The sequence below is a fragment of the Bacillus sp. FSL W8-0770 genome (assembly GCF_038008705.1).
GTDB lineage: Bacteria > Bacillota > Bacilli > Bacillales > Bacillaceae_G > Bacillus_A > Bacillus_A cereus.
Genome location: NZ_JBBOZR010000001.1, coordinates 4545834 through 4569106 on the forward strand (window position 1 = coordinate 4545834; position 23273 = coordinate 4569106).

The following is a 23273-nucleotide window of genomic DNA, read 5'->3' on the forward strand; positions in this document are numbered from 1 at the left end:
AAATTGTGGTATACAAATTACTCATTCTTGAAAAACTTAATTTCAGCATTCCACTTTATGATATAATAACTATGTTTTGGAAATCCTTAATACTATTAAAGATTTCACATAAAAATACGAAAGAATTAATAAACAGGCGTTGCACGTTTTTAACAACTATTACTATAACGAAAAGAACCTGCCACAAGACAGGTTCTTTTCGTTATTTTATGATAAAAGAGAAAATGATTAGTATGTGTATTATATAAAAGGAAGCAGCCATATTTTCCATACGATACATACGAGCACTATAACTACAAAATCAAAAAAATCTAATCTCGGTCCTTTTTTCATATTCATATGTAGCCACATATGAAACCATTTTATTTTTGTATATTTATGGATGTTTTTCTTTGCAAATCGGTAAATAAGCATTTGCATAATAAAAAATCCGGCCACAAAAATAAATAATAAGATGAGAAATCCAATCACAAAATTCCTCCTATTTTTGTAGCGTTTTTTCTACTATCCGATTTTTCAAAACCCACTCTTCAAACTGGGCACTTCCAAATTCCCAACTAAGATCGCGAGCATGTACAGAAAAAACGTAATAACCGGCATATTCGTCCATAAACCTACCTAACTCTACATCGTCTTTCTGAATACCGTATACTCCAAAATTAAAATACACATCCCATACGTCTTCATTCTTCCTCTTATAAGCGATCGATTCCATATCACATTCTGTCCCGAAATAATCAAGATGTAAATGTACGCTATCATCGTATTCGTACTCCATTTTATCACCCCTTATATTTGTACTTCTTTACCACCCAAAAAATTCCTGCTATCTACACTCACATATGGGCACTTACCTACATATCATGCTTGTAGAGTGACTTCTAGGAGGTGTTATATAGTGAAAAAATTAATCGCGATTTTTTGCATCATGTTACTAGCTGTTTTTACTTTTGCTGCTTGTAGTAGTAAAAAAGAAAGTACGAAAGAACAAACTCAAAACATTCGCGTTGGCGAAGTTACCCATTCTCTCTTCTATGCCCCATTATATGTCGGGATTGAAAAAGGATTTTTTAAAGATGAAGGACTAAATATTGACCTACAAACAACAGCTGGTGGCGATAAAACGATGACCGCCCTATTATCTGGCGGAATTGATATTGCTCTCGTCGGTTCTGAAACGTCTATTTATGTTCATCAACAAGGAGCGAAAGACCCTGTCATTAACTTTGCACAGCTTACACAAACAGATGGGACATTTTTAGTTTCACGTAAAAAACTAGACTCTTTTAATTGGAATGACGTAAAAGGTGTTACATTTTTAGGACAGCGTAAAGGCGGCATGCCGCAAATGGTTGGGGAATACGTTTTAAAGAAAAATGGAATTGATCCTCGGAAAGATACGAACTTAATTCAAAATATCGAATTTGCTAATATTGCAAATGCCTTTGCATCTGGTACAGGAGAGTTTGTGCAGCTCTTTGAACCGACTGCAAGCATATTCGAAAAAGAAGGTAAAGGTTATATCGTCGCTTCATTCGGAAATGAATCTGGTACTGTTCCTTATACAACGTTCATGGCAAAAGAAAGTTTCTTAAAGAAAGATAAAGCTGCTGCTGAAAAGTTCACACGTGCGCTCTATAAAGCACAGCAATGGGTTGATACACATAGTCCAGAAGAGATTGCTGATGCTGTTTCTCCGCTATTTAAAGACACTTCGAAAGACATTACAGTAAAAGTAATTGAACGGTATAAAAAACAACATTCTTATGCGACAAATCCACTACTAGATGCGGAAGAATGGAAACAGCTCCAAACGATTATGAAAGATGCTGGTGAATTACAAAAAGAAGTCCCACATGAAGCGCTCGTCAATACAAAAATTGCCGAAAGCGTTATTAAGAAATAGAGGCGAAGTGTATGAGTTTTTTACAAATACGTAACGTTTCTCACTGTTTTTTCGCAAAAGAGAATGCCAAACTTATTCTCGAAGATATGAGCTTACAAGTGGAAGAAGGCGAATTTATTTCTATACTCGGCCCAAGTGGTTGCGGTAAAACAACGCTCCTCTCAATCATTGCTGGACTACTTGATCCAATTGATGGTATCGTCTTTTTAGATGGTGAACCAATTACAACGAAAACTTCATCTATGGGATATATGTTGCAGCAAGATTACTTATTCCCGTGGAAAACAATTGAAGAAAATATTATGCTTGGACTTCATATTCGAAAGATTTATGATGAACAGATGAAAGAACATACTTTAAATCTTTTAAAACAAGTCGGTCTACATGGGGTAGAAGGACAATATCCTCGTGAACTATCCGGCGGTATGCGTCAACGTGCTGCTCTCGTTCGAACGTTAGCAACTGATCCGAAAATTTTATTACTAGATGAACCATTCTCCGCACTCGATTATCAAACGAAATTAAAACTAGAAGAACTCGTTTTCAACTTACTAAATAAATATAAGAAAACATCACTACTTGTTACTCACGATATTGAAGAGGCGATTGCGATGAGTGATCGTATTTATTTACTGCAAGCGAATCCTGGAAAAATCGCAAAAACCTTTATCGTCCCGGAAAGTATCCGTTCTTTATCACCGTTAGAAGCACGCCATCACTACGATTTCCCAGCCCTCTTTCAAGATATATGGAAGGAGCTGGAACGACTTGGATAATATACAACAACTACATGAACAATTTCGAAAGAAAGAACGCAGGCGTGCTTGGATTGCTCGCTCATTACAGCTTTTACTACTTATTCTTTTCTTTGCACTATGGGAAATAGCTAGCAAAAAAGAATGGATCGATCCTTTACTCTTTAGTTCTCCTTCGAGTATTTGGGATCTCTTCTTAACGAAATGGATCGATGGTTCACTTTGGGTCCACATATGGACGACATTGCTGGAAACAGGAGTAGGCTTCATTCTCGGAACGGTACTCGGTGCTATTATTGCCACGTTTCTTTGGTGGATGCCACTTCTAGCCCGCGTACTTGATCCTTACCTCGTCGTCCTAAATGCAATGCCAAAAGTTGCACTCGGTCCAATCATCATCGTTATTTTCGGTCCAAACATTTCATCTTCTATCGCAATGGGAGTAATCATTTCCATCATCATTACCATTCTCGTTATTTACAGTGCATTTCAAGAAGTCGATTCTAACTATATAAAAGTGATGGACACATTTGGCGCAAATAAATGGCAATGTTATAAGCAAGTCGTTCTCCCTGCATCCTTTCCAGCAATTATCTCAACGTTAAAAGTAAATGTTGGTTTATCCTGGGTCGGTGTTATTTTCGGAGAACTTCTCGTTTCCAAACAAGGACTTGGCTACTTAATTAGCTACGGATTCCAAGTCTTTAACTTCACACTCGTCTTACTTAGCGTACTACTCACATGTGTTCTTGCAACTCTTATGTATGTATTTGTTGAGGCATTTGAAAAAATTCTAATTGGAAAAAGAAAAAGAAGCTGACTCAAAACAGTGCGCTATAGTCAGCTTCTTTCTTTTACCTTTTATCACACATTTTCGTTTCATTTGTAATGTTTCCATCCGCAACCGTAACTGTATGGAAACAGTCTTTCACACGTACTGTAACGACATTATCTTTTCGATCTATCACATGATAATCATTAAACTTTTCATTCAAAGCACTACGAATTTGCTCCCCTTCAAAAATCGGAAAACCGTGAGACATTACCCAAATGAGACCAGCAACAGCAAGAATCGTTTTCATACGTTTCATTACCTCCTCGAGAGTAAACTTATAGTCCCTACAACACGCGCATTATAATTGTGTCTAAATTGTGACATTTTTATACTAATTCTATTTTATACCGCAAGTTCCTTCTTCTTTTTAATAAAAATACAGAATTTTCAATTTTATCAACATAAAAAAACGCAAAGAATTAAAAATTCTTCACGCTTTTCTTTAACGAAACTATATCGAAAGCATAACTCACATTAGTCTCCACTTTGTTCTTCTATCGTTTTTGAAACATCATATAATCCCGACAGCACTTCCGCTCTCATTTTTACAAGCTCAGGGAACTGATAGAAGAAAGCAATTTTTTTATATTTTAACTCTGTTCCTTCTTTCACCTTTTTTGAATCTTGTAAAATGAACGCTGTAAATGTATCTGCGATATCCTCCGTTACATTTGTTGTTCCATACAGCGATACAAAATCATCATGCTTTTCTTTATAAAATTCAATTTGTGCCTCTTCACTTTCTTCTACTTTCTTTTCTGTCCACTCTTGCTCAATTGGTTTCCAAAATTCATTATAAAATTGGTTAATATACGAAGTTTTTCTCGCACATCCATTTTTCAAGAACACCGTTTTACATTTATTTCGATATGATGAAATGTCTTTCTCTTCATCAAACGCCTCTAAATATTTCCTATCCACTGGTACTTGTTTATGCCCAATCGTTAATACGTGAGCCGTTTCATGAATTAATGTTTTCATCACTTCATCTATATTCACCCCAGAATCGAGCACGTCTAAACTAAGCAACCAATCTCTCGGGTCATCCATACTTAGCATGACATGGGCAACAACGCCGTCATAACCATCCGTGATTAGATCAAACCCTGTTATATTCTCACGATATTTCACTGGAATGAGAGTGCGATACATGTCCCATAACGTTTCATGATACTCTCTATCTTGTCGCTGGCTTAACAAATCATCTTTTGCTACTTTGTCATCTGCAAAAACTTTATTCAATCTCTTACGATCCAATTTCTCAAAATAAGGATCTACAATTTCATCATCATCGATATAATAAGAAGCTAAAAAGAAGTAATTGTCATCCTCTTCTTTTTTCTGTTCCGCCTCTTTCATATTCATACTTTCATACTCTTCTATGTCATAATCCTCTACTTTTTCAAGTTCTGAAAGTCCCTCTATCTTTTTATATACTTTTTGTAATGTTTTATCTCCTATTTGCGTGCACTCTTCTTCTGTTTTACAAATTTCTTTTTCTTTCGTAACCTCGATAGCACTCTCGCATCCTGCAACTAAACTGCTTGCTATAATACAACATACTAACTTGCCATACAGTTTCTTCATACAATCCCCCATTATCCCATTCTACAAAATATCATAATCATTTTTTTGCGAATATGCGATAATTAATTATAAAAACTGCAAGGAGGCTTCCCATGATTCGTGCAATCTTATTCGACTTAGATGGAACACTATTAGATCGGCGCCAATCTTTAGAACAATTTATTTGTGAGCAATATAATCGCTTCGCCTCACATTTGAAGAGCGTAGAGAAAACAGAGTATTGTTCTCGATTTCTTGAACTCGATAATAATGGCTATACGTGGAAGGATAAAGTATATGCTACTCTCCTTTCTGAATACAACATTACTACTTTAACGCAAGAACAACTACTACACGACTATATTACAAACTTCCAACATCATTGTATTCCTTTCAAAAACACGCATGAACTACTTCAACAGTTAAAACAGCGAAACATTAAAATTGGTATTATTACAAATGGTTTTACTGAATTTCAGATGAGCAACCTTCGAGCACTACATATACATACGTATACAAACACCATTCTCGTTTCAGAAGCTGAAGGAATTAAAAAACCTCATCCTGAAATTTTCGAACGTGCTTTGCAAAGACTAGATGTGAAGGCAGAAGAATGTCTTTATGTTGGAGATCATCCAGAAAACGATGTGCTTGGTTCTGAACAAGTAGGGATTCTTGGTGTTTGGAAAAAAGATTCGTTTTGGGGGAATTTTAAGCATTCACGTATCGTAGATGATTTGTTGGAGGTGCTTTCGTTTTTAGAGGTGGAGGTGGAGATAAAGTGAAACTTTAATCCGCCGCCCCCACCTACTTCATTGCTCCCGCTGAATTTTGAGGTGGGGGGTCTTACTGCCCGGCAAATAGCGAGATAAAAACATAATAATAGTAATTAAATCATATTAATGATTTTCATAATATATCGATTTACCGGAAAAAAGTGATAATAAAGGAAGAGGGGGCAGTTATTCAAAAACGCCTCCTCTTTCTTTATTATTCATACACTGTAAACTGTGGTTTACTCGGATGATCTTTTACTAGCGCATCATCTGGAAACTTTGAAACTTTTTGATATAAGGCAATGTCACCGATACAACCTGCTGTTAGTAGAATTCCTAAAAATGAGAGTGGCTCCAGATTCATAGCTAATCCCAATACAATTGGCAAAATTCCAGTTGGTAAAAACGGAAGCATTAACACTTTCTTCATTTGCTTTACTGTAACCGCCTGTTTAGAATGAGCATATGCAACACCTAATTTCCAATTAACGCCCCATTTTAGTTCACTCCACGGAACACCTCCGATATAGCGAAAGCCAATTAAATGTATTGCCTCATGAATACAAACGAGAACAATCATTGCGATAATAAAAAGAAACATCGTTAATAATGTAACTTCAACTTGAACCCCACCTGAAAGAAATATATGCAAATAACCAATTCCAAACGACAAAGCAATTATTATAAAAAATAAAGAAAAGTTTAATTTAACCATCGAAACAGTAACAGTCGTTTCTTTTCTTTTATCCATCTTCCCCCTCCTAAAATGTAAATATATCTTTACAAAATTGTATAATATAACCAAAATAATATAAAGATATATTTACATTTATTCTTACATACAAAAAAAGAAACCGGCTACTTTACTTCGTAAAACAGCCGATTTCTTCTATATGTTTCATCGTACGCGCTAATACGTCATCGCGCATTATAAAGCTAAATTTTCTATTCGTTTTAATGTTGTCAGGAATGTCTTTTAATAAAACAGACCCTTTCGTTTCTTCGTAATGCGTATGTTCTTCTACCGCACTAATTGTTGCAAAATAAATGTTTTTAATGATTATTTTGTCTTTTCCAGATACTTTGTATTGTCCTAAGTAAGTTAAATCAGAAACTATGCCGCCGGTTTCTTCATGAACCTCTCGAACTGCCGCTTCTTCCGGTGTTTCCCCTAGTTCTACTTTACCACCTGGAAATTCAAGACCGCGACGTAAATGATGCGTTAATAACCATTGATCCCCGTACCGGCATACAACCCAAACATGCTTTGGCTCAGGAGAAAATGGATAACGTTCAAACGATAATTGTACAGTGTTGTGGTAATAATCTTTAAATTTGTACATGCCATTACTCCCCTATTGATGGTTACAAGTTTTTCCTACCACAAATTGTAGCATATTCTCGCTTTTCTGCATAATATTATCCAATTACAATCCATTGATTATTCCCATTTGCGCGACTAATTCTTTCGTCTCATGATTTCCTAAATCATAAATCATTTTATATGCTTTTTGTAGTTGTTCATCATATCGGTCATTATTTGAATCGTGATGATACTCAACAAATGGAACGTGGGAGCGTACAAATGCCCCTAAATCTTCTACATATGCTTGATCGAAGTGCTCTCTTAATTCCGTAATTTCCTCATCATTTGCGGAAATCTCAAAATTATACGTATCCGCCGTCTTCACTTGTGAAATTTGACCGTTTCCTATTGATATATAATATGTTTTTTTCGTCTCCATGTAACACCCTTCTTTCATCCTTTTAATTTCTATTGTTTTCATCAATTACAAAATTATGTAAAATAAAGAAAAGGAGGGGTTTTATGTTCAAAATATTAATTATCGGTATTATCATCGTCCTAATCATCCTCGTACTCTCCATCATGACAATTAATAAAGGCTATGCTTATAAACATTCCGTCGATAAACTAGAAGATAATCCTTATACAAAAAAGAATAAGGATGATTCCTAATATGCTTCGTATACTCTGCATCATAGTAGCACTCACTGTGATCGTTATGTCGGCAATTGGATTATATACAGGTCAAAATAATTTTCTACCACTTTCACAATTTCTATTAGGAGCTTTAATGTTTCTCATCGCATTTGAATAAATAAAGAAAAAGGAGTTACATACATGCTAAAAGGAGTCCGGATTACTTTATCACTTATTGCCTTATCTATAGCAATCTATGGATTTTTTACTGGTAGTAGAGAAATAATGCCTTATATGTTCATCTTTTTAGGAGGTATGGCCCTCACCATAAGTTTAGAGGAAATATTAAAACGACAAACAGGAGGTAGTCTGCTCGCTCTACTAGCAGGGGCCGCTGCTTTATTTATTGGTTTCACAGAAATATTCTAGTAAATGGTCTAAAGGAGGCCATACAATGCTAACTCTAACTATATTACAGATTTTTTTAGCATTTCTCATGCTTCTCTTACTCACTCTAAGCACTTATGTCCATGTTACCGATAATTTTTCACTTCTTCCATACTTACAATTTATTCTCAGTTGTTCCTTTATTCTTCTAGGAATTAATGAATTAAAATCCGGACGAAAATCAATGAGTATCCCGTATTTTTTCGTTTCTGGTCTTATATTCTTCTTCTTAATATCGAACTACTTTCACTACATGTAGAATGAAATTTTGACCAATTTAGCATTTATAATTATTTTCTCTCAGTAACTATGTCTTTCTACTAAGGGGGATTCCATGTTAAAAAACATTCGAATTATAATCGCCACTATCGCTCTTTCTCTCGCCCTATTTAGCTTCTTTGCAAACTTCACTATTCTTTTACCTTACGTGTTCATCCTTTTTGGAATCGATGAAATAAAGCAGCAGCAAAAAGCGAAAGCATTTGTTTATTTTCTCTGTTCTGCCTTTATTTTATATGTTGGAGTATCTAATATATTTTCATACAAAAGAAGAGTATGGTCGCTCTTAGCACAATAAAAAAACTGCCCTTTCACAGGCAGTTTTTCTTTTTATCCAAAAACTTTCTCAAGTTCATCTTTATCTTGGCTTAACCAGAAGTTCATTAAGCGTTGTGCTCCTTCTAAGTCGTGAAGCTTCGCTTGACCACATTGCGTTTCATTTGCAGCCGGAATTTCTGTAATTTGAACCGCATCTTTTAATGTTAGTTCTAATAAATCAATGATTTCTCGAACTGTCGGCGTTCCGCTCACTACAAGATAATATCCTGTTTGGCAGCCCATCGGTGAAATATCGATAATATCAAAATGCGGATAACGATCAATATATTTACGTAAATTAAATGCTAATAAATGCTCTAACGTATGAATAACATCTGGTTTCATTGCTTGTTTATTCGGTTGACAGAAACGAATATCAAATTTATTTACAATACCGTCACTACCTACATTGTGAACTCCGCAATGTCTTACATAAGGTGCCTTTACAATCGTATGATCTAATTCAAAGCTTTCTACTGATGGCATACAACATCTCTCCCGCTTTTAATTTAATTCCGTTATATCCAATATGATATAACGGAAATGCACATTAGTAAAGTATTATGTACAGTCGTGCTATAATACTTTAAGAATATGCTGAAAAGGAGACCGTTATGAAACAGATTTTTATTGGGATTATACGCTTTTATCAAAAGTTCATTTCTCCGATGACACCACCAACATGCCGCTTTTATCCAACTTGTTCTCATTATGGATTAGAGGCGTTTCAAAAACATGGTGCACTCAAAGGCTTTTGGCTTACTTGTAAGCGTATATTAAAATGTCACCCTTTCCACCCGGGAGGATTTGATCCTGTCCCAGATAAAAAGGATGACAAAGTAAATTCTTAATTGTCGTAACCATTCACAACTAAATCTAATTTTCCTGTATCAGGATCTATAACAAGACCGTGAACAGGTACTTCTTCCGGAAGTAATGGGTGGTTGCGAAGTACTGATACGCTATGTTCTACACTTTCTTCCACACTAGAGAAACCGCGCAAGAATTGTTCTAAATCGATTCCAGAATAACGAAGCATATCTAATTTCTCTTCTGTTATACCGCGTTCTTTCATTCTCTCAATCGTACTGCTTGCTTGAATTTTTGCCATACCACAATCATGGTGACCAACTACACATACTTCATCAGCGCCAAGTTCGTATACAGCGACTAAAATACTACGCATAATACTTCCAAATGGATGTGAAATAACAGCGCCTGCTACTTTAATAATTTTCACATCACCGTTACGCATATTCATCGCTTTCGGTAATAGTTCAACAAGTCGTGTATCCATACAAGAAATAATTACCATCTTTTTGTTTGGAAATTTCCCCGCTACAAACTCTTCATATTTTTTCTCTTCAACAAATTTCTCATTGTACTGCAAAATCTCTTCTAATGACTTCATAGTAAAGGACCCTCTTTTCTCTCGTTTACACTACATAAATAGTGTACCAAAATATGAAAAACTCAAAAAGGATATCGCTTTATAGTAAAAATAAGATATTTTCAGATAATCGACATAATTCTTTCAAAATATACACACATCTTTGTAACAAGTTTCACATACTTTAAACGTATTTTCACTATAAACTGATTGTAGATAATGTAAAAAAGGAGTGAATATTTATTATGTCCGACGTTCTGTTACTGAGTCGTTTTCAATTTGCAATTACTATTTTTTATCACTTTTTATTTGTACCTTTGACAATCGGACTTGTCATTTTAGTAGCATGTATGGAAACTCAATACGCCCGCACATTGAATCCAACATACCGTAAAATGGCAAATTTCTGGGGTAAATTATTTACAATTAACTTCGTAATGGGGATTATAACCGGGATTACGATGGAATTCCAATTTGGAACAAACTGGTCTGAGTACTCCAAATATATGGGAGACATTTTCGGATCACCTCTCGCAATCGAAGCACTCGTTGCCTTCTTCTTAGAATCTACTTTCATGGGAATATGGTTATTCGGTAAAGACAAAATTTCACCAAAGTTCCGTGCCTTCTGTATGTGGATGGTTGCACTTGGAACAAACATTTCCGCACTTTGGATTATTACAGCAAACGGCTTTATGCAAAACCCTGTTGGCTACGTAGTACGTAACGGCCGCGCTGAATTAAATGATTTCTGGGCACTCGTTACGAATCCATACGCTTGGAATATGTTCTTCCATACTGTAGTTGGTTGTTATATTGTAGGTGCTTTCTTCGTTATGGCAATTAGTGCCTATCACTTATTACGTAAAAATGAAGTAGAATTCTTCAAAAAATCATTTAAGTTTGGTTTAATGTTAGGCTTATTCGCCGCAACAATTACACCGTTTATGGGACATCAATCTGGTGTATCAGCAGCTAAATATCAACCCGCAAAAGGAGCTGCGATGGAAGCAGTTTGGGAAACTGGAAAAGGACAAGGCTTCTCAATTGTTCAAATTCCTGATGTAAAAAATGAGAAGAACTTTGAATTCCTTACGATTCCAAAACTCGGAAGCTTCTTCTACACAAATTCATTTGATGGCGAAATTGTTGGTTTAAAAGATATTCCGAAAGATGAACGTCCAAATGTTAACCTTGTGTATTATAGCTTCCGCTTAATGGTTGCACTCGGTATGTTCTTTATGGCATTAACTTGGTATGGTTTCTATTTAAACCGAAAAGGAAAACTAGAAAACTCAAAACGTTATTTAAAAATTACAATATGGTCTGTCTTACTTCCTTATATCGCGATTAACGCAGGATGGATTGTCGCTGAAGTAGGTCGTCAACCATGGACAGTATATAAACTAATGCGTACAGCAGAATCTGTATCACCTATATCTGTCCCGCAAATTTGGTTCTCATTAATTAGTTTAATTTTATTCTACACTTTACTTTTAATCGCAGACGTATACTTAATGCTGAAGTTCGCGAAAAAAGGACCTGCCGCATTAGAAGAACCTGCTACTGAGGGAGGTGTGGCTCATGTCTCATGATATGCTTGCAATCATCTGGTTCGGTTTATGGGGCGTGATTTGGACAGTTTACTTCATTCTTGACGGGTATGCACTTGGTAACGGAATGATTTTTCCTTTCGTTACGAAAGACCGACAAGAACGAAATCAATTACAAGAAGCAATTGGCCCGTTCTGGGGCGGTAATGAAGTATGGTTAATTACAGCTGGTGGCGCAACATTTGCTGCCTTCCCAGTCACATATGCTAATATGTTTAGTTATTTATATACACCGTTATTCTTAGTATTACTTGCACTATTTGCTCGTGCCGCTGGACTGGAATTCATGCATAAAGATGATTCACCAATTTGGCAAAAAACTTGTAAATGGGCATTTGCAATTGGCAGTTTCCTAATCGCCTTCTTATTCGGTGTTACATTCGCTAATCTTTATTACGGACTACAAATCGGAAAAAATGGCTATGAAGGAAATTTACTTAGCTTACTAAACCATTACGGTATATTAGGTGGTCTTTTCTTCACTGCTATATTTGTCGTATCCGGTGCCCTTTGGGTCATGATTAAAACGACTGGTGAAGTATCTGATCGTGCTTATAAAATCGCAAGACCATTTTCAATGGCAGCTGCTATTATTTTAGCTATCTTCTATGTAGCAACTGCTAATAGGACAAACTTATTCCAAAACTTTACGGAATATCCGGTACTATTCATTCTTCCAGTACTTGCAATGCTAATGAGTGTACTCGCACTTATTATGGTGTACAAACATAAAATTGGCCTTGCATTCACATTCATTTGCCTAACAATCGCAATGTTTATGACAACTGGCTTTGCAGGTATGTTCCCAAGAATGTTACCATCTCGTATTAACGATGCATACAGTACAACGTTATACAACGCAGCTGGTAGTCAATTAAACTTAAAAATTATGTTCTTCGTTGCAATGATCATGGTACCAATCGTTATTGGATATCAGCTTTGGAGCTACAGTATTTTTAAAAATAAAATTCATAAAGACTCTGCTAAAGGATATCACTAAAATACAAAAGACACTTCGTTTGAAGTGTCTTTTTTTGTACGTATGATTTTCGATAAGATGTTATATTTCTAATCTAACAACTATAATACAGAAGAATCATTAACAGCTCACAGCTAGAATGTATCATAGGGCAACTTCATCATTTTATGCAATTTTACATATTGTGCTATAAAGTAAACTGTATCCCCTGATCATTTACATCATTATCCCATACATCAGCTGTACTAATCCCGCTAAACGTTTGTACTTTCATTCCTGTATTTGATGACCCCGATCCATTATAAGCCTTCGTCTTTTCAATCGGCTGTACGTTATATTTATCCCCTACATTAATTGTTCCATTGCAATTTTCAATAATAACACCTTCCACAACTGCCGGCATTTTGTCACCCACTTTCATTTCTTTACTTTTATTTTATGAAAATCGCCTAGAAAAATAGCATGTTTCAATAAGAAAAAGCACTCAATTTGAGTGCTTTTTCTTTAAGCATAAAGACAAGTTTGGAGACAGTTGACTTCTTCAAAATTTTATTAGGGGTAATATTTTGAAAAAGAAAGCCTTTCATATGTAGGTTAACACCACTGGAATATATAGTAAATTGATAATATTTATACGGAAGATTGCTAATGTTTAGTATAGATAGTTTACACTACGCTAACAGTGAAAACTATCTATACTAATAAAAAAAGGTGCCTTCAAAAAAGACACATTTCAAAAACAGACACTATAAAACAGAATTATTTATTGTTATACGATTGTTAGATACAAAAAGTAGAGGGAAATGTTTGTATTAAATTCTGCTTTATAAAGTCTGTCTACAAATTATATTGTAATCCTCTTCATTTGAAAAAAAATATAATATGCACAATTGCATACAAAAAGAAAAAGCACTCTACTGAGTGCCTTTTCAACCATTTTACTTTTAATATATCGCTTTACATACATTGTAACATATGTATCTATATATTTTATTGAGAAAATTCTAAATCATTTTTTCTTTCATTTTCAATTATAAAATCATGTAATATAAAGGATATGTCAAATTATTATACAAATTGAGGTGTACTATATTTATGTATTTTGGAATTATTCCTCTTATATTGTTTATTATTTTTCTTATCTCCTATTTAAAAGATCCACGAAAAATAATAAACGGCTTTTTATTTAATGCCTTTTTCTGTTTTTTCCTTCTGTTTTGTATACTTGTCTCTTGGGACTCAAGTAATACTATCCTAGGCTACATAATAGTCTTACCTATTTTAGCAGTGATCGTTATGATTCCTTTCGGTGTTGTTGCTTTAATGTTTGGGCTATTTCTGAATGCGAGAATTTTAATGAAACGAGAAGGACGACGTTTTACTAACTGTTTAACACTTATTGCTGCTTTAGGTATTTTATTCTCTATATTATTCCTTTTCATAAGTCCAGCAAGTTTCTTCTCATCACATTTGCAACCTATTTTTGGTGGAATTTCTCTTATAACCATATATTTCTTTATACACTTATCTAACTTCTTAAGTGCATATTTTTTATACCAATTCAACAGACCAAGACGTAATCAAGATTTCATTATCGTTCTTGGTAGCGGCTTAATTAATGATAAAGTACCACCATTACTTGCAAGCCGCATTAATAAAGCTATCGACTTCTATTGGAAACAAGCAGCTGTAAATACACCACCAACAATTATTTTCTCTGGTGGTCAAGGTCCAGATGAAGGTCTTCCAGAGGCAGAAGCAATGCAAAATTATGCTGTTGAAAAAGGAATTCCTCTTGAACATACAGTGCAAGAAAATCGCTCTGTAAACACATATCAAAATATGTTGTTCTCTAAAGAAATTATGGATTCTTTAAAACCTGAAGGTAAATATAAAAGTATTTTTACCACAAATAATTTCCACCTTTTCCGCGCTGGCATATACGCTAGACAAGCTGGTCTTAATAGCCAAGGAATCGGGTCAAAAACTGCATTTTATTACTGGCCTAACGCAATGATTCGCGAATATGTTGCGATTGTCGTAATGGGACGTAAGCGCCATATGAAAATATGTGGAACTATTTTAGGTTTCGCTTTATTCGTATCAATACTTAGTTTTATATTTTCTTAATAGCATCCCATCCTTTGAAAGGATGGGATTTCTTATACTGATTTCAAAAATATTTTAAAGATAATATGGTGATAATATTCCCTGCATACATCCATTAAAGGAGAATTTTTTCAAATTAAATGTTAAAATAAAATTTAGGTGTGAATGACGTAACAAATAAGAAACTAGTTTGAAACGAGGAAATTATATGGAGAAAATTATCAAAAACAAGCCCAATAAGCTAAAAATTGCTTCAAAAGCTTTGATGATTATTATTGGGGCATTTATTACAGCGTACGGATTAGAAGCAGTATTAATTCCAAATAACGTATCAGACGGTGGTGTGACTGGTTTAAGTATCGTTAGTTCAAGATTATTTGGATTGCCATTAGGAGCTCTAATCGCAGTTATTAACATTCCTTTCGTTTGGTTAGGGTATAAGCAAATCGGTAAAAGCTTTGCGATTTATTCTATTATCGGAATTGCTTCATTAGCAGTAGGTACCGTTGTCATGCACGGAATACCAGCTATTATTGAAGGCGATACATTATTAGTTACAGTTGTTGGTGGTATTATCATCGGTTTTGGTATGGGACTAGCATTACGTAACGGTGGGGCATTAGATGGAATCGATATGCTTGCTGTATTGCTTTCTCGTAAGTTACCATTTGGAACGAGTGACCTTATTTTATTCTTAAACATGTTCGTATTTATTTTCGTATCAACGGTATTCGGTCTTCAAGGAGCTATCCTTTCGGCAATTGCTTACTTTATCGCTTCGAAAGTGATTCATATCGTTGAAGTTGGTTTAAGTGGTTCAAAAGCATTTAAAATTATTACAAAAGAGCCTGAATTAATGGTAGAAACAATTCGCGATCGTTTAGGCCGAAGTGCAACATATAACGAAGTATACGGTGGTTATTCAAGAGAGAAATTCAAAGAAATTTCTTGCGTAATTAACCGTTTAGAAGAAAGTAAAATGAAAGAACTTATTAATGAAATCGATCCACACGCCTTTATTACAGTTTATGACGTAGCAGAAGTAAAAGGCGGTAATTTCAAGAAACGTGATATTCATTAATCGTTATATAAAAGAGGGTGTGCCAAAATTTTGGCACACCCTCTTTTTATTATTAAGTTGCTATCGTTGTCAGTTTTTGTCGGTAAGTCGATATATTCCAATAATCGCTGATATATTTTTACTTCCCCCCTTATGCATAAATCGTACCAACTGAAAGGGATTAATTCCCATAACAAAAAAAGACCAAAAAGCAATTTACACTTTTCGGTCTCTATACTATCTTCTCTTTGTAATTTTTCCTGAACCACCAACCCTTGTTTTCGGAGGAGATGTGTTCCTTGGCGGCGTTTTAATAGATGATTTTGGCTTCACATCTGATCCGCTTGAACCGCCTGGTGTTTTTGTAATTTTACCCTTGCTTCCAGTAGAAGGTGGGGGCGTCGTATTACTTCCTTTTTCAGTAATACTTCCCTTATCACCTACTGATGGTTTCGAATCTACATTATCGCCTCGCTTAATGATAGACCCTTTCCCTTCCTTCGTAATTGGAGGTGGGGTTTTCTTTTCTTCTTTTGTAGGTGGTCTCTCTGGAATAACTGGTTTATGATTTTGTCTATCGTTATATCCTCGATAATCACCGTATGATGATTTTCGTGAACCGAATATATCGTTTAATATGCTACCCATAATATATCCTTGCAAAAAGGACGGTTGGTAATTTTGACGGACAAATTCTTTATTACTTATTTCAATTAACGTATCAGATGGTTTCTCTTTATCCTTTTGCAGGTTATAAATCTTATCAGAATAAACGAGGAACATTTGATTTTCGTCTTCTTTAGATGCTTGCTTCGGTTCTCTTTCGTTAATGAGTTCCTTCGCTACTTCAGGAACTGACCGATTGGCGGCCCTATACACGTAAGATTCTTGTTTACCTTCCTTGGCAACAGATTCAAGTGGATAACGGTCTTGAATCGACTTTGTCTGCCCGCCTTGACAACCTGATAAGGCATAACCAGCAACAACAAGTAATATAACGATAGCAAGTATAGGGATTACAAACGATTTAATCATGGTAAACAATCGGTTTGACATGATTACGCCCCCTTACGTTGCTCTTATAATTTGTACATCAGCAGGAATGATTGCTTCTCCCTCATACATCATTGTGCGACCATTTTGCCATTCAATACGCAATAATTTTCGATTGTCTGATTGGAATTCCCATACGTACTGTTCTTCTGAAGCTGAGAATGGAGTTTTTCCCATCACAACAACACGTCCGTTATATTGTTCTTCCATATGGTACTCGGTATCATCCATTTCAATTGTCGTGGGAATTTCATCAATTGAATCTAAGCGACCATCAATTGGTGTATATAATTTGTAATACGTATTTTCACGATCTTCAATTTTTAAATAACGAATATCTTTTCCATCTTGCAATGTCAAAACAATTTCCTTACGCGAATGCATACTCGTTTTCCCAATTAATTCATACATAACTAATGAAACTTCAATCATATCGCCAGGAGCTAACGTTAAAAGACTTTTTTCCGGCTTCAGTGGCTCTGGGCTTTTCATTATATTTTTTATTCGTTTAAATAAACTCATACTCTACCCCTCCTTTTCTCTTTATAAACAAGCACCTAAAATTAGTGCACCAACAATATGTAATGATCCGGCTAACATCGCATGTGCAACGCTACCTTCTTTCGTACCTTCTTCTAAATCAAGACCAGACATTTTCTTTAATACAAATTCGATAAACATTTCTACCACTAATAAAATAACGAAAGAAACTGCTGAAGCAAGAAGTGCCTGCCATAAGTCATTTGCTTTCGTAATTGATTGGGATAAAATGTACCCTTGTGCAAATAATTTCATAATAAAACGAGTTGTTACAGCTGTATTTCCATTTTTAATTTCTTTTAAATCATTGTATTTTGTAAAAATTGAATCAACCCACATAATTGCAAATAAAAGTACTGCACTCGCTCCAGTCCATACAAGCATGGCAACTACATTCATCCATGTCATTGCAAAACCTCCTCTAAATATAATAGAAAACCGACATGAATATATTTAGACATGTCGGTTAATTTGTCTCTATTCTATATTATTTCTCATACTGCTTCATAATACGAGCTAATTCATCGTCAACAGCAGAATTTTTGTTTAAGCTTGCGAATTCATCATCTAATGATTTTTCTTTCTTATAAACTTCACCGCTTGCTTCTGCTTCAGCCTCTAATTGAAGAGCTTTCTCTTCCATACGGCTTAAACCAGCTTTTGCTGAGTTTGAATCAAATCCAGACATTGCCTGATTAATATTCTTTTGTGCTTTCGCCGCATTTACACGTGCTACAAGTGTTTCACGTTTATTTTTCAGCTCATTTAATTGCTTGCGCATTTCTTCTAGCTTTAGGCGCAGGTTATCAGCAGCAGCTTTATTTTGCTCGTAGCTTGCTTTATACTCATTCATTTTTTGTTCTGCATTTTGTTTCTCTTCTAATGCACGACGCGCAAGATCTAAGTTATTAGCTTGAACAGCCATATGAGCCTGCTCTTCACGTTTTTTCACAAGTGCTTCTTGCTCTTCAAATAATATTTTGAATTTCTTCTCAAGCGCGATTTGAGCTGCTACACTTTTCTCAGCTTCTTGTACATCCGCTTGCATATCGCGTAAATATTGATCAGTCATCTTAACTGGATCTTCCGCTTTTTCAATTAATGAATATACATTCGACATTGTTAAATCTCTTAATCGTTTGAATACAGACATCTAAATTCCTCCTATGATATACCTCATATTTCAAATTCACTACTTGGAAAACTGAAAAATCTCCCTTTACAGTAAAGAATATTCATTTTTACAGCCTATGTGTTTATTATAACAAAACTAATATGTCCTTACATGTTATTTCCAAAATACATCCATTATAATATGACATTCTATATACAATATTGTATTTCTAATATATTCTCATTATCCCTCTTTGAAATTAACTTACTTTTGTGCAATTTCACTAAATTACATAAGTGTAATGTTACTGTAAGCTAACTCGATAGTTGCATTCTAATATTTCTTATACACTAATACCAGAAGCAACAAACAAGCTTCTTCACTTGTAAGCAATAATACAAAAATTGTATTTAATATAAAACATATAAAAGGAGAAATCATCATGAAAAAATTAGTAGGAATCGGATTAGCAGCAGCAATTTCACTTGGAGCATTATCAGGTTGTTCTTTATTAGGAGAGAAAGCGAACGGTTTTGTACTGTACGGCTCAGAAGAACAAGTTCAGCAAATTACAGATAAAAACAAAAAAGAAGTGAAAGAAAAAGACTTTTATAAAATGAAAATGACAACATTAGATGGTAAAAAAGTTCTTGTAATGGATAAGAAAACTGGTGAGGAACTAGTGAAAAAAGAGTTACTTAGCAAAGTTGATGAAAAAGACAACACGAAACCACTTGATAAATTACCAGCTGTAACAACAGAACAAGGTGTATTATTTGCAAAAGAAAAAGTAGAAAATGCTACACTTGATGGAGCCAAATTAAAATATGAAGGCAACACAATTATCGGAAGTGGCCGTGCATATACAGATATGTATGCGATTGTCGATGACGCAACTTACAACAATGTAAAAGGTGATGAAAAATCTGTAGGTGTATTAAAATTTGATAAAGACCCAAGTAAAGAATTCCCTGGTTACAACGGCGTCGAAGCTTCTCAACTTGTAAAAATTAAAAAGTAAAACAAAAAAGCTTTGCGAAATTCGCAAAGCTTTTTTCTATTTATTATGAGCAACTTGTTCCATATCTGGACTACAAGTTTTCGACTGACATGACTTATTTAAAGAACATGCTGCGCATTTTCCTTTTTTACTTCTCTTTACAAAATTAACTAACGTGTATGCTGCATAACCAAAAATGATAGCTCCAATTATAATATTGACCATCATTATACATCTCCTTTTAGAATCCTAGTAAAGATCCAACTTGGTATATAATAAGCGTTAATACATACGCAACAACAAGCGGGTAAACGACTGAGAAAATCGTCCATTTCGCTGATCCTGTTTCACGTTTAATAACAGCCACCGTCGCTAAACATGGAACGTATAATAAAATAAAGAACATAAATGCATAAGCTGATAATGCTGTATAATGTGCTCCCATTACGTTTCCAAGCACATCTTCTTTAACTGCATAAATAATTGCCATTGTTGAAACGACAACTTCCTTCGCCAAAAATCCTGTTAAAAGGGATGCTGCAGCTTGCCACGTTCCAAAGCCGAGCGGTGCAAATAGCGGTGCGATAAATCCACCAATCATCGCTAAGTAACTGTCTCCCATATCAACACCAAATCCTGATGGACCTGCATAGTTTAATAACCAAATGATAACTGAACCACCGAAGATGAATGTACCAGCTTTACGAACAAATCCTTTTCCTTTCTCCCATGTGCTCAGCCATAACGTTTTTGCTTGTGGCACACGATAAGGAGGTAATTCAATTACGAAAATAGACTTTTCCGCTTTCAAAATCGTAAGAGACATAATTTTTGTAACTAATAACGCAAGAACAATCCCTGCAACATATAAAGAAAATACAACAGTCGCCTGACTATGCGGGAAGAATACGCCCGCAAATAATGCATATACAGGTAATCGTGCTGAACAAGACATAAATGGTGTTACTAAAATGGTAAGTAAACGTTCTTTCTCCTGTTCAATCGTTCTCGCAGCCATAATACCTGGAACGTTACATCCAAAACCGATAATCATCGGAATAAAAGCTTTTCCGTTTAAGCCGAAAAACTCCATAATTCTATCCATAACAACCGCAATTCGCGCCATATACCCTGAGTCTTCTAATAATGAAATGAAAAAGAATAGTGCAAAGATTTGTGGTACGAATACTAATACAGCACCAACACCGGCAATAATACCTTCTGTAACGAGTGCTTGAATAAACTGAGAAGCTCCAATACTTGTAAGTCCAGCCGTCACCCAATCCGTAAGCTGGCCACCAAAAAACTCATCTAACATATCAGATAAAGGTGTACCAATCCACGTAAACGTAACCTGAAAAATAAAAAACATAACTGCTAAAAAGATTGGAAGTCCTAAAATTTTATGTGTAATTAATCTATCAATTTTTTCTGAAAAAGGAATTTTTCCTTCTTTCTCATGCTTCATAACATTTGTTTTTAACTTTTCAATATACGCTTCACGAGTTTTGTAAATGTGCTCTTCTAACGTACAATCAAGTTTTCCTTCTAAGCGAGATCGAATGGCTATGAGTTCCTTATAAATTGGTAATGCTTTCATTTCTTTTTCTACTACTTCGTTATTGCTTAAAAATTGAAGTGCTAACCATCTCGGATGCTCGTAATTCACTGTCTCTAAAAGAGCAATTACTTCTCCAATTCCTTCATCCATTTGTACACCATATGAAATAAGGAATGGCTTTTTCTCTTTTTTGTCATTTTCTTTAAGAGTCGTAAGCAGTTCTTCACAGCCTTTTCCACTCCTTGCAACAACAGGAACGACTGTTACACCTAATAGTTCTGATAATCGTTTTACATCAATGACAATTCCTCTTTGCTTCGCCACATCAACCATGTTTAAACCAATTGAGACTGGCTTACCAAATTCAAGTAACTGCAACGTTAAATGCATATTTCTTTCAAACTGCGAGGAATCTACGATATTTAACATATGATTAAATTCTTCTGTTAATAGAAAGTTTGTTACAACACCTTCATCACGTGAAACTGGATTTAAATCATAAACACCTGGTAAATCAATTAATGTTCCTTGTCTATCTTTTAATTTACCAACCTTCTTTTCTACTGTTACACCGCTCCAGTTTCCTACATACTCATAAGAACCAGTAAGTGCATTAAATAATGATGTCTTCCCTGTATTCGGATTCCCTAGCAAAGCTACCTTATTCACGCTAATTCCACCTTTATCATTTTCGCGTCACAATGACGAATACTAATTAACTGTCCACGACACTCCAATGTACAAGGACCTTTAAACATCGCTTTCTGTTTCAGGCGAAGTTCGCTTCCTTCAGCAAGACCGAAAGCAGCTAGTCTACGCTTTAATAGCTGATCTAAAGACTGAATACTTTTTACTAACACTTTCTCTCCAATTTTAATATCTACTAAGCTCATAACCTTCCCCCTCAGAAGAGAATGATAATTATTTTCAAAAAAATTATACCACACCCAATTTCTCTTGTACTATACCCTTTTGCTTCATATTTATTAACATTTCGCTACAATTCTATTTCAATTATTGTCATACTGTATTCGTTTGCCATTCTCATCCATTTCGCTTACAATAAACAATAGCAAATAAAGAATCTCGTTATCACTGGGGGAGCCATGTCGCTGAGAGGGAACACTTCGTTCCGACCCTTCGAACCTGTTAGTTAATGCTAACGCAGGGATTGTGCAAACGTCCGAAATACATACCTCATTTTTATTTACGTATTTCGTATCCTCCTATGATATCTATTCTTTTTTGTACAACTTGGATTTAGGGGGAGACAACATGCGTAACACTAATTTACAAGCGATGATCGAATCTGCTATTCTTGCAGCCTTCGCCTTGGTCATCGACATTTTACCACTTTCAATAAAAATATCAGCAACAGGCGGTTCCATTTCATTTGCTATGATTCCTATTTTTATTATCGCATACCGCTGGGGCTTCAAAATGGCTTTCTTAGGGGGCCTAATTTGGGGATTATTACAAATTGTCGTAGGCGATGCCATTATCGTCACACCAATTCAAGTACTAATTGAATACTTTGTTGCTTTCGCATTCATTGGATTTGCTGGTTTATTCTATCGTCCAATTCAAAAAGCACTTTTAACTTCCAATGATAATAGCGAAGAGCAATCAAATTTAGGTAACCGTAAAGACAAACCTTCATCAAAACCAAACCAAGGAAAGAAAGTAATTGGATACATTATCGTCGCTACTTTTATCGGTAGTCTAGCTCGTTACTTCTGTCACTTTATCGCTGGTATCATTTTCTGGGGACAATATGCACCAAAAGGCCAATCGGCTTTCCTATATTCTTTAATATTTAACGGTAGTACAATGATTGGTTCCTATATTCTATGTACCGTTTTACTTATATTTTTATTTATCACTTCACCACGCTTATTCAAAAGCATCAGTGCTTATCAAATGAATACACAAAAAAAGGGCGCTTAATGAGCGCTCTTTTTTCATATCGTAATATTAATTAAAAATACAATAAATGCGCAAAAGAAAATAAATACCATTATACTTAGCCA

Annotated in this window: 32 protein-coding genes and 1 riboswitch; of the genes, 15 read left to right on the forward strand and 17 right to left on the reverse strand. The window is 35.0% G+C overall.

Annotation, left to right across the window (positions count from 1 at the left end; all coding sequences use genetic code 11):
* Positions 1–240: 240 nt before the first annotated feature.
* Positions 241–471, reverse strand: a complete 231-nt coding sequence (locus NST27_RS23420; RefSeq protein WP_000578981.1) for a hypothetical protein — start codon at positions 469–471, stop codon at positions 241–243.
* Between the two features lie 10 nt (positions 472–481).
* Positions 482–778, reverse strand: coding sequence for a DUF3986 family protein (locus NST27_RS23425; RefSeq protein ID WP_000455580.1), 297 nt, complete (start codon positions 776–778; stop codon positions 482–484).
* A gap of 120 nt (positions 779–898) precedes the next feature.
* Here NST27_RS23425 and NST27_RS23430 point away from each other — a divergent pair, with 120 nt between their 5' ends.
* From NST27_RS23430 to NST27_RS23440, 3 genes are read left to right on the forward strand one after another with little or no spacing between them, the layout of a single operon-like run.
* The gene (locus NST27_RS23430) at positions 899–1906 is read left to right on the forward strand and encodes an ABC transporter substrate-binding protein (protein ID WP_000733151.1); all 1008 of its coding nucleotides are present in this window, start codon (positions 899–901) and stop codon (positions 1904–1906) included.
* Positions 1907–1917: 11 nt separating this feature from the next.
* Positions 1918–2682: an ABC transporter ATP-binding protein gene (locus NST27_RS23435; RefSeq protein ID WP_000009025.1), complete on the forward strand. Its 765-nt coding sequence runs from the start codon at positions 1918–1920 to the stop codon at positions 2680–2682.
* Positions 2675–3481: an ABC transporter permease gene (locus NST27_RS23440; protein WP_000368822.1), complete on the forward strand. Its 807-nt coding sequence runs from the start codon at positions 2675–2677 to the stop codon at positions 3479–3481. The genes NST27_RS23435 and NST27_RS23440 overlap by 8 nt, the downstream gene beginning before the upstream one ends.
* Before the next feature lie 34 nt (positions 3482–3515).
* Here NST27_RS23440 and NST27_RS23445 read toward each other — a convergent pair whose 3' ends face one another.
* Together NST27_RS23445 and NST27_RS23450 are read right to left on the reverse strand one after the other, a co-directional pair.
* Positions 3516–3743, reverse strand: a complete 228-nt coding sequence (locus NST27_RS23445; protein WP_000849112.1) for a hypothetical protein — start codon at positions 3741–3743, stop codon at positions 3516–3518.
* A 227-nt stretch (positions 3744–3970) separates the two neighbouring features.
* Positions 3971–5083 (reverse strand): hypothetical protein, encoded by a 1113-nt coding sequence (locus NST27_RS23450; protein WP_047387023.1) that lies wholly within the window; start codon positions 5081–5083, stop codon positions 3971–3973.
* A gap of 92 nt (positions 5084–5175) precedes the next feature.
* Between NST27_RS23450 and NST27_RS23455 the strand changes: the two genes are divergently transcribed.
* Complete coding sequence (locus NST27_RS23455) at positions 5176–5847, forward strand: HAD family hydrolase (protein ID WP_000617257.1); 672 nt, start codon at positions 5176–5178, stop codon at positions 5845–5847.
* 205 nt (positions 5848–6052) lie between these two features.
* Here the strand turns inward: NST27_RS23455 and NST27_RS23460 are convergent, their stop codons facing one another.
* The 3 genes from NST27_RS23460 to NST27_RS23470 form a co-directional block, all read right to left on the reverse strand.
* The gene (locus NST27_RS23460; RefSeq protein ID WP_000361287.1) at positions 6053–6589 is read right to left on the reverse strand and encodes a DUF3267 domain-containing protein; all 537 of its coding nucleotides are present in this window, start codon (positions 6587–6589) and stop codon (positions 6053–6055) included.
* 112 nt (positions 6590–6701) lie between these two features.
* Positions 6702–7181, reverse strand: coding sequence for an antimutator 8-oxo-(dGTP/GTP)ase (gene mutTA / locus NST27_RS23465; protein WP_000276385.1), 480 nt, complete (start codon positions 7179–7181; stop codon positions 6702–6704).
* Positions 7182–7265: 84 nt separating this feature from the next.
* A complete protein-coding gene (locus tag NST27_RS23470; RefSeq protein WP_016123488.1) occupies positions 7266–7583 on the reverse strand; it encodes a hypothetical protein in 318 nt (105 codons plus the stop codon).
* An 83-nt stretch (positions 7584–7666) separates the two neighbouring features.
* Between NST27_RS23470 and ytzI the strand changes: the two genes are divergently transcribed.
* The 4 genes from ytzI (at position 7667) to NST27_RS23490 (ending at position 8804) form a co-directional block, all read left to right on the forward strand.
* Positions 7667–7816 (forward strand): YtzI protein, encoded by a 150-nt coding sequence (gene ytzI, locus NST27_RS23475; protein WP_000472789.1) that lies wholly within the window; start codon positions 7667–7669, stop codon positions 7814–7816.
* 1 nt (position 7817) lies between these two features.
* Positions 7818–7958, forward strand: a complete 141-nt coding sequence (locus tag NST27_RS23480) for a hypothetical protein (protein ID WP_163115712.1) — start codon at positions 7818–7820, stop codon at positions 7956–7958.
* A 23-nt stretch (positions 7959–7981) separates the two neighbouring features.
* On the forward strand, positions 7982–8209 hold the full coding sequence (locus tag NST27_RS23485) for a DUF3953 domain-containing protein (protein WP_000912058.1): 228 nt from the start codon (positions 7982–7984) through the stop codon (positions 8207–8209).
* A gap of 352 nt (positions 8210–8561) precedes the next feature.
* Positions 8562–8804, forward strand: a complete 243-nt coding sequence (locus NST27_RS23490) for a YczI family protein (protein WP_000916675.1) — start codon at positions 8562–8564, stop codon at positions 8802–8804.
* Positions 8805–8836: 32 nt separating this feature from the next.
* Here the strand turns inward: NST27_RS23490 and luxS are convergent, their stop codons facing one another.
* A complete protein-coding gene (gene luxS / locus NST27_RS23495; RefSeq protein WP_001141371.1) occupies positions 8837–9310 on the reverse strand; it encodes an S-ribosylhomocysteine lyase LuxS in 474 nt (157 codons plus the stop codon).
* Positions 9311–9438: 128 nt separating this feature from the next.
* On the opposite strand from luxS, the gene yidD reads away from it, so the two are divergent.
* Positions 9439–9675, forward strand: coding sequence for a membrane protein insertion efficiency factor YidD (gene yidD / locus NST27_RS23500; RefSeq protein WP_000809334.1), 237 nt, complete (start codon positions 9439–9441; stop codon positions 9673–9675).
* On the opposite strand, the gene NST27_RS23505 is transcribed toward yidD, so the two are convergent.
* The gene (locus tag NST27_RS23505) at positions 9672–10235 is read right to left on the reverse strand and encodes a beta-class carbonic anhydrase (protein ID WP_000838164.1); all 564 of its coding nucleotides are present in this window, start codon (positions 10233–10235) and stop codon (positions 9672–9674) included. The two genes, yidD and NST27_RS23505, sit on opposite strands and share 4 nt — an antisense overlap.
* Before the next feature lie 224 nt (positions 10236–10459).
* Between NST27_RS23505 and cydA the strand changes: the two genes are divergently transcribed.
* On the forward strand, positions 10460–11809 hold the full coding sequence (gene cydA / locus NST27_RS23510) for a cytochrome ubiquinol oxidase subunit I (RefSeq protein WP_001286188.1): 1350 nt from the start codon (positions 10460–10462) through the stop codon (positions 11807–11809).
* Positions 11799–12827: a cytochrome d ubiquinol oxidase subunit II gene (gene cydB / locus NST27_RS23515; RefSeq protein ID WP_000017658.1), complete on the forward strand. Its 1029-nt coding sequence runs from the start codon at positions 11799–11801 to the stop codon at positions 12825–12827. Before cydA ends, cydB begins: the two co-directional genes overlap by 11 nt.
* 166 nt (positions 12828–12993) lie before the next feature.
* Here cydB and NST27_RS23520 read toward each other — a convergent pair whose 3' ends face one another.
* Entirely contained in the window at positions 12994–13227 is a 234-nt protein-coding gene (locus NST27_RS23520; RefSeq protein ID WP_002005871.1) for a spore germination protein, read from the reverse strand.
* A 674-nt stretch (positions 13228–13901) separates the two neighbouring features.
* Between NST27_RS23520 and NST27_RS23525 the strand changes: the two genes are divergently transcribed.
* Positions 13902–14936: a YdcF family protein gene (locus NST27_RS23525; RefSeq protein ID WP_002098000.1), complete on the forward strand. Its 1035-nt coding sequence runs from the start codon at positions 13902–13904 to the stop codon at positions 14934–14936.
* Between the two features lie 187 nt (positions 14937–15123).
* Positions 15124–15996, forward strand: a complete 873-nt coding sequence (locus tag NST27_RS23530) for a YitT family protein (RefSeq protein WP_000411244.1) — start codon at positions 15124–15126, stop codon at positions 15994–15996.
* A gap of 216 nt (positions 15997–16212) precedes the next feature.
* Here the strand turns inward: NST27_RS23530 and NST27_RS23535 are convergent, their stop codons facing one another.
* The 4 genes from NST27_RS23535 to NST27_RS23550 all read right to left on the reverse strand — a co-directional run bounded on the left by NST27_RS23535 (position 16213) and on the right by NST27_RS23550 (position 18721).
* Entirely contained in the window at positions 16213–17031 is an 819-nt protein-coding gene (locus NST27_RS23535) for a DUF4247 domain-containing protein (protein WP_000071190.1), read from the reverse strand.
* A 12-nt stretch (positions 17032–17043) separates the two neighbouring features.
* The gene (locus tag NST27_RS23540; RefSeq protein WP_000051740.1) at positions 17044–17550 is read right to left on the reverse strand and encodes a DUF4178 domain-containing protein; all 507 of its coding nucleotides are present in this window, start codon (positions 17548–17550) and stop codon (positions 17044–17046) included.
* A gap of 21 nt (positions 17551–17571) precedes the next feature.
* Positions 17572–17976 (reverse strand): DUF350 domain-containing protein, encoded by a 405-nt coding sequence (locus NST27_RS23545; RefSeq protein ID WP_000220087.1) that lies wholly within the window; start codon positions 17974–17976, stop codon positions 17572–17574.
* A gap of 79 nt (positions 17977–18055) precedes the next feature.
* On the reverse strand, positions 18056–18721 hold the full coding sequence (locus NST27_RS23550; RefSeq protein ID WP_000110280.1) for a PspA/IM30 family protein: 666 nt from the start codon (positions 18719–18721) through the stop codon (positions 18056–18058).
* A gap of 403 nt (positions 18722–19124) precedes the next feature.
* Between NST27_RS23550 and NST27_RS23555 the strand changes: the two genes are divergently transcribed.
* Complete coding sequence (locus tag NST27_RS23555; RefSeq protein ID WP_000737502.1) at positions 19125–19703, forward strand: lipoprotein BA_5634 family protein; 579 nt, start codon at positions 19125–19127, stop codon at positions 19701–19703.
* Between the two features lie 36 nt (positions 19704–19739).
* On the opposite strand, the gene NST27_RS23560 is transcribed toward NST27_RS23555, so the two are convergent.
* Genes NST27_RS23560 through NST27_RS23570 form a run of 3 tightly spaced genes read right to left on the reverse strand, consistent with a single transcriptional unit; the run spans position 19740 to position 22136 of the window.
* Positions 19740–19910, reverse strand: coding sequence for a FeoB-associated Cys-rich membrane protein (locus tag NST27_RS23560; RefSeq protein ID WP_000989593.1), 171 nt, complete (start codon positions 19908–19910; stop codon positions 19740–19742).
* Positions 19911–19923: 13 nt separating this feature from the next.
* On the reverse strand, positions 19924–21912 hold the full coding sequence (gene feoB, locus NST27_RS23565; protein ID WP_001044845.1) for a ferrous iron transport protein B: 1989 nt from the start codon (positions 21910–21912) through the stop codon (positions 19924–19926).
* Positions 21909–22136 (reverse strand): FeoA family protein, encoded by a 228-nt coding sequence (locus NST27_RS23570; RefSeq protein WP_000060512.1) that lies wholly within the window; start codon positions 22134–22136, stop codon positions 21909–21911. The genes feoB and NST27_RS23570 overlap by 4 nt, the downstream gene beginning before the upstream one ends.
* A gap of 194 nt (positions 22137–22330) precedes the next feature.
* A riboswitch (TPP riboswitch) is annotated at positions 22331–22432 on the forward strand.
* Between the two features lie 86 nt (positions 22433–22518).
* On the opposite strand from NST27_RS23570, the gene NST27_RS23575 reads away from it, so the two are divergent.
* Entirely contained in the window at positions 22519–23190 is a 672-nt protein-coding gene (locus NST27_RS23575; protein WP_001246570.1) for an energy-coupled thiamine transporter ThiT, read from the forward strand.
* The last annotated feature ends 83 nt before the right edge of the window (positions 23191–23273 follow it).

Coding starts and splice junctions, on each gene's coding strand:
- NST27_RS23425 (WP_000455580.1), bottom strand. CDS start 778: ATGGAGTACGAATACGATGATAGCGTACATTTACATCTTGATTATTTC.
- NST27_RS23435 (WP_000009025.1), top strand. CDS start 1,918: ATGAGTTTTTTACAAATACGTAACGTTTCTCACTGTTTTTTCGCAAAA.
- NST27_RS23445 (WP_000849112.1), bottom strand. CDS start 3,743: ATGAAAACGATTCTTGCTGTTGCTGGTCTCATTTGGGTAATGTCTCAC.
- NST27_RS23450 (WP_047387023.1), bottom strand. CDS start 5,083: ATGAAGAAACTGTATGGCAAGTTAGTATGTTGTATTATAGCAAGCAGT.
- NST27_RS23455 (WP_000617257.1), top strand. CDS start 5,176: ATGATTCGTGCAATCTTATTCGACTTAGATGGAACACTATTAGATCGG.
- NST27_RS23460 (WP_000361287.1), bottom strand. CDS start 6,589: ATGGATAAAAGAAAAGAAACGACTGTTACTGTTTCGATGGTTAAATTA.
- mutTA (WP_000276385.1), bottom strand. CDS start 7,181: ATGTACAAATTTAAAGATTATTACCACAACACTGTACAATTATCGTTT.
- NST27_RS23470 (WP_016123488.1), bottom strand. CDS start 7,583: ATGGAGACGAAAAAAACATATTATATATCAATAGGAAACGGTCAAATT.
- ytzI (WP_000472789.1), top strand. CDS start 7,667: ATGTTCAAAATATTAATTATCGGTATTATCATCGTCCTAATCATCCTC.
- NST27_RS23480 (WP_163115712.1), top strand. CDS start 7,818: ATGCTTCGTATACTCTGCATCATAGTAGCACTCACTGTGATCGTTATG.
- NST27_RS23485 (WP_000912058.1), top strand. CDS start 7,982: ATGCTAAAAGGAGTCCGGATTACTTTATCACTTATTGCCTTATCTATA.
- NST27_RS23490 (WP_000916675.1), top strand. CDS start 8,562: ATGTTAAAAAACATTCGAATTATAATCGCCACTATCGCTCTTTCTCTC.
- luxS (WP_001141371.1), bottom strand. CDS start 9,310: ATGCCATCAGTAGAAAGCTTTGAATTAGATCATACGATTGTAAAGGCA.
- yidD (WP_000809334.1), top strand. CDS start 9,439: ATGAAACAGATTTTTATTGGGATTATACGCTTTTATCAAAAGTTCATT.
- NST27_RS23505 (WP_000838164.1), bottom strand. CDS start 10,235: ATGAAGTCATTAGAAGAGATTTTGCAGTACAATGAGAAATTTGTTGAA.
- cydA (WP_001286188.1), top strand. CDS start 10,460: ATGTCCGACGTTCTGTTACTGAGTCGTTTTCAATTTGCAATTACTATT.
- cydB (WP_000017658.1), top strand. CDS start 11,799: ATGTCTCATGATATGCTTGCAATCATCTGGTTCGGTTTATGGGGCGTG.
- NST27_RS23520 (WP_002005871.1), bottom strand. CDS start 13,227: ATGAAAGTGGGTGACAAAATGCCGGCAGTTGTGGAAGGTGTTATTATT.
- NST27_RS23525 (WP_002098000.1), top strand. CDS start 13,902: ATGTATTTTGGAATTATTCCTCTTATATTGTTTATTATTTTTCTTATC.
- NST27_RS23530 (WP_000411244.1), top strand. CDS start 15,124: ATGGAGAAAATTATCAAAAACAAGCCCAATAAGCTAAAAATTGCTTCA.
- NST27_RS23535 (WP_000071190.1), bottom strand. CDS start 17,031: ATGTCAAACCGATTGTTTACCATGATTAAATCGTTTGTAATCCCTATA.
- NST27_RS23540 (WP_000051740.1), bottom strand. CDS start 17,550: ATGAGTTTATTTAAACGAATAAAAAATATAATGAAAAGCCCAGAGCCA.
- NST27_RS23545 (WP_000220087.1), bottom strand. CDS start 17,976: ATGACATGGATGAATGTAGTTGCCATGCTTGTATGGACTGGAGCGAGT.
- NST27_RS23550 (WP_000110280.1), bottom strand. CDS start 18,721: ATGTCTGTATTCAAACGATTAAGAGATTTAACAATGTCGAATGTATAT.
- NST27_RS23555 (WP_000737502.1), top strand. CDS start 19,125: ATGAAAAAATTAGTAGGAATCGGATTAGCAGCAGCAATTTCACTTGGA.
- NST27_RS23560 (WP_000989593.1), bottom strand. CDS start 19,910: ATGATGGTCAATATTATAATTGGAGCTATCATTTTTGGTTATGCAGCA.
- NST27_RS23570 (WP_000060512.1), bottom strand. CDS start 22,136: ATGAGCTTAGTAGATATTAAAATTGGAGAGAAAGTGTTAGTAAAAAGT.
- NST27_RS23575 (WP_001246570.1), top strand. CDS start 22,519: ATGCGTAACACTAATTTACAAGCGATGATCGAATCTGCTATTCTTGCA.